The organism is Streptomyces lonarensis (genome assembly GCF_012033735.1).
In the GTDB taxonomy this organism is placed as follows: Bacteria; Actinomycetota; Actinomycetes; order Streptomycetales; family Streptomycetaceae; genus Streptomyces; species Streptomyces lonarensis.
Window position 1 is genome coordinate 1 of the sequence record NZ_JAAVJD010000344.1, and the last position, 4,053, is coordinate 4,053.

General features: G+C 74.6%; 4 protein-coding genes. 2 read left to right on the top strand and 2 right to left on the bottom strand.

The genetic code is table 11. The annotated features are described in order from the left end of the window. Positions 1-919, top strand: a 919-nt coding sequence (locus tag HCN56_RS24135) for a PQQ-dependent sugar dehydrogenase (RefSeq protein ID WP_167974558.1), incomplete at its 5' end; no start/stop codon positions are given. Between the two features lie 63 nt (positions 920-982). Here the strand turns inward: HCN56_RS24135 and HCN56_RS24140 are convergent. Both HCN56_RS24140 and HCN56_RS24145 read right to left on the bottom strand, forming a co-directional pair. Beyond that, on the bottom strand, positions 983-1,288 hold the full coding sequence (locus tag HCN56_RS24140; protein ID WP_167974559.1) for a DUF8827 family protein: 306 nt from the start codon (positions 1,286-1,288) through the stop codon (positions 983-985). Positions 1,289-1,489: 201 nt separating this feature from the next. Further along, positions 1,490-2,944, bottom strand: a complete 1,455-nt coding sequence (locus tag HCN56_RS24145) for an acyltransferase family protein (protein ID WP_167974561.1) — start codon at positions 2,942-2,944, stop codon at positions 1,490-1,492. A gap of 210 nt (positions 2,945-3,154) precedes the next feature. Here HCN56_RS24145 and HCN56_RS24150 point away from each other — a divergent pair, with 210 nt between their 5' ends. Further along, entirely contained in the window at positions 3,155-3,958 is an 804-nt protein-coding gene (locus tag HCN56_RS24150) for an SDR family NAD(P)-dependent oxidoreductase (protein ID WP_167974563.1), read from the top strand. Positions 3,959-4,053: the final 95 nt, after the last annotated feature.

Below are 4,053 nucleotides of genomic sequence, written 5' to 3' on the forward strand. Positions count from 1 at the left end.
GCCCGAACCCGAGCCCACCCCCACCGACCCGCCGGCCGCACCCGCCGAGGGCGGCGCCACCGTGGAGCGCACCTTCGCCCTCGACGGCGTCAGCGCCCCCTGGGGGCTGGCGGTGCTCCCCGACGGCGACCTCCTCGTCGGCTCCCGCGACACCGGGACCGTCCACCGCCTGAACCCCGACACCGGGGACACCACCACGGTCGGGACGGTGCAGGCCGCGGAGCCTGGATCAGGACGAGGACTTCTCGGTCTCGACACCGACGGCAGCCATGTCTACGCCTTCTATTCGACGGCGTCCGACAGCCGAGTGAGCCGCTTCGTCTACAGTCCTGACCGTGCCGAGGGCTCTCAACTGAGCCCCGCGCAGGGACTTGTGACAGGCATGCCCATCGAATCGGTCGCCAACGGCGGCGCGGTGGCGTTGGGGCCGGACGAACTGCTCTACGCGGCCACTGCACAAGGCCGACCGGGCGAGGGGACAGCCGGCGATGTCCTCACCCGTGTGACGCTCGCCGGCAACGACCCTGATGCCTCCCACGGCCCGGGCGGGCGGATCGCGTCGGGAGATCCCGGAGTTCGCGCTTTCGACTGGGACCAGGTGGGCCGCTTGTGGTATCTGGCGGGCGACGGCATGCTGCGTTGTCTCGAGGCCGGGGCAGCACCTGGCAGTGCGACCCAACAGGACGTCGGGCTACCGGAAGGCGCAGCGGGACTGGTGTATGCGTCCGCCGCTCTCTGGGTATCGGACCCCCTGACGGACGTCCTGTGGAGGCTGCCGCTCGACGGAGCAGACCCCGTGGCCGACGCGACCGCAGTGAGCCTCGGGACAAGCGAGAGCCTGGGCGTCGTGCGAGCGGCTGACGGGGATCGGCTCTGGGCGCTGTCCGGGAGTGAACTACTGGAGATCAGCGTCAGCTGAGCGCAACGTTCCGGTTCAGATCCTCCCGAGGGAGGCGGTGGTGGACGTGAGCAGGGTGCCCCGTCAGACCGCCATGCCATAGACGATGGTGAAGAGCGTGCCGAGCGAGCCGATGATGAAGACGCCCGTCAGGCCGGCGACGATCAGGCCCTTGCCCTGCTCGGCACTGAAGGTGTCACGCATCGCGGTGGAACCGATTCGCTGCTTGGCTGCGCCCCAGATCGCGATGGCCAGGCAGATCAGAATGGCGAGCGCCATGATCACCTGGACCATCGTCCTCGCCTCGCCGCCAAGTGATCCGAACGGACCCCAGTCGGGAGCGATACCACCGATGATCTCGGTGATGTCTGCCTCTTGCGCCAGGTACATCCTTCACTCACCGCCTTCGCCGTAGCTGCCTCACTCCGGATTGTGCCACGCTTCCGCCCGCCGGGCCGTGCCACGGGGTGCCAAGGGGGCGTTAACTTTTCGCGCCACTTCGGGCGTTGGGGAACGGGTTCCGCGCCGACCTGCGGGGACGGGCACGCACCCCGGCCGCCCGCTCCGCGGAGCGGGCGGCCGTGATCCGCGTCATGCACCCGCCGGGTCCCGCCCGGCGCCCCCGTCCCCGGCCCCGCGTGGCCGCGCCTTCCCGCCGCCCGCCCGCACCACCAGCGCCCAGCCGACCGCGACGAGCAGGAGCGCGAAGGGCGTGGTGACGGGCAGGACGACCAGCGTGGCGGAGTGCCCGGTCAGCATGCCGCCGAACCCCGTCATCGACACCCCGAGGACACCGAAGAGCGCGAGGGTGACGCCGACCGCCGCGACCACCACCGAGCCGGGCGAGGTCCGCGCCGAGCCCGGCCCTCCGAAGGCCGCTCCGGCGCCCGGCAGTTCGAGCCGCCGGAACAGCGCCACCAGCCCCGCCGTCACCCCGGCGGCCACCGCCAGCCGCACCGGCGCCTGCGCCCACCACGCCCCCGACGCGGGCTCCGGCAGCGGGACATGGAGCGTCACCAGGGTGGCGTAGACGGCGAGCATCGCGGTGAGGTGCCAGAGGAACGCCGTCATCGCGGTGCCGTTGGCCGCGACCACCGCCCGCCAGACCGCCGGAACGGCCAGCGCCCGGGCGGCCGGTCGTCGCATCAGCTCCACCGCGCCGGCCAGCCAGAGGCCGTGGCAGAGCAGCGCGAGGGTAGGCGGCGCCATGTTGCTGACCTCCTCGCCCGGCATCCCGACCATCGACAGCGGATACGGGCCGACCCACACCAGGGCCGCCGCGCTCAGCAGTCCGCCGAGCGCGAGGGCCGGCGCCACGCCGGGCCGGTGCAGCCGGCCGTCGGCCCGCAGGAAGCCGAGCTGGTGGACCGCGAGCCACACCAGTGCGAAGTTGAGGAACTCGACGTACGGCACGCCGCCGGCGAACCGCGCCGTGTCCACCAGCACCACCCCCGCGACCAGCGCGGCGAAGGCGCCCCACCCCCACCGTTCGTGCAGCCGCAGCATCGGCGGGGTCAGCGCGGCCATCGCCAGGTAGACGCCGATGAACCACAGCGGCTGCGCCACCAGCCGCAGCACGGCCGGCACCGCGCCGTCGCCGAGGACCGTCTCCAGCAGCAGCGCCAGCGCCGCCCAGACCCCGGCGAAGACCGCCACCGGCAGCAGCAGCCGCCGGAGCCGGGTACGGAGGAACGCGGGGTAGACCGAGCCCGTCGCGCCCGCCTCCTCGGCCCGGCGGCGCAGCGAGCGGTAGGCCAGCGCGTGGGAGAAGCCGCCGACGAGGAAGAAGACCGGCATCACCTGGAAGAGCCAGGTCAGCACCTGGAGCGCCGGCACCTCCGCCAGCAGGTTGCCGATGACGAGCGCGCCGTCGGCGCCGACGGTGACGGCGGCCATCGTCCAGTGGCCGACCACGACGACCGCCAGGGAGGCGACGCGCAGCAGGTCGACGTACCGGTCGCGGCCGGCGGGGGTGGCGGCCGCGAGTCGCGCGGCGGGGGAGGTTTCCCGGCGCGGACGCACCGGCCGGGCGGGTCGTGGGCTCATGCCGGAACGATCGCGTGCCGCGCCCGGCCGCGGCATCCGTCGGGGTACTCAGCGACGGCGTGAGTACACCGGGGGCGTGCGCGGAGCGCCGCGCGCCGCGGTGAGCCGGGGCCCATGCCGTCCGGTCCGCCGCCGGCCCATGCCGTCCGGTCCGCCGCAGAGGCGCGTCGGCAACGGGCCCGGGGGAGGGGCGCGACCTACGCTGGGACGATGCAGCGATTCGAGGGGTACCGGGCCCTGGTCACCGGAGCGGGCAGCGGCATCGGCGCGGCGGTCGCCCGCCGGCTGGCGGCGGAGGGCGCGGCGGTCGCCGTCACGGATGTCGACGCCGACCGCGCGTCGGTGGTCGCCGACACCGTCACGGCCGCCGGCGGCACCGCCGTCGCGCTGCGGTGCGACGTCGCCGACACCGCGTCCGTGGACGCCGCGGTCGCCGCGGCGGTGGAGCGGCTCGGCGGGCTGGAGACGCTGGTCAACAACGCGTTCGCCGGCACCCCGGAGACCGAGCTGCTGGAGCTGTCGGACATGGGCGAGTGGCTCGCCGCGTTCGACGTCACCCTCCACGGCGCCTACCGGTGCGCGCGGGCGGCGATGCCGCACCTGGCCCGGGCGGAGGGGCGCGGTTCGATCGTCACCGTCGGCTCGGTCAACGGCGAGCAGGACTTCGGTGGCCACGCCTACAGCGCCGCGAAGGCAGCACTCGGCAGTCTGACCCGGACGCTCGCGGTGGAGAGCGCGGCTCGGGGGGTGCGCGCCAACCTGGTGGCGCCCGGGACGGTCGACACCCCGGCCTGGGACCGGCGGCGGCCCGTGCTGGAGCGGGTCGCCTCGCACTACCCGCTGGGGCGGGTGGGCCGGCCGGAGGACATCGCCGCGGCGGTGGCGTTCCTCGCTTCCCGCGACGCCGGGTGGATCACCGGTGTGACGCTCCCGGTCGACGGCGGGGTGCTGATCGGCAACGTCGCGATGCGGCGGGACATGCGCGAACCGGCAGCGGGCACCCCCGCCGACTGACCGACCGTCACCGCCGTCCGGGGCGGGGTCGCCGGACCGCCTGGTCACGTCCGCGCACCCGCGGCGGCCTCGGCGAGACGGCGCCCCGCCGAGAC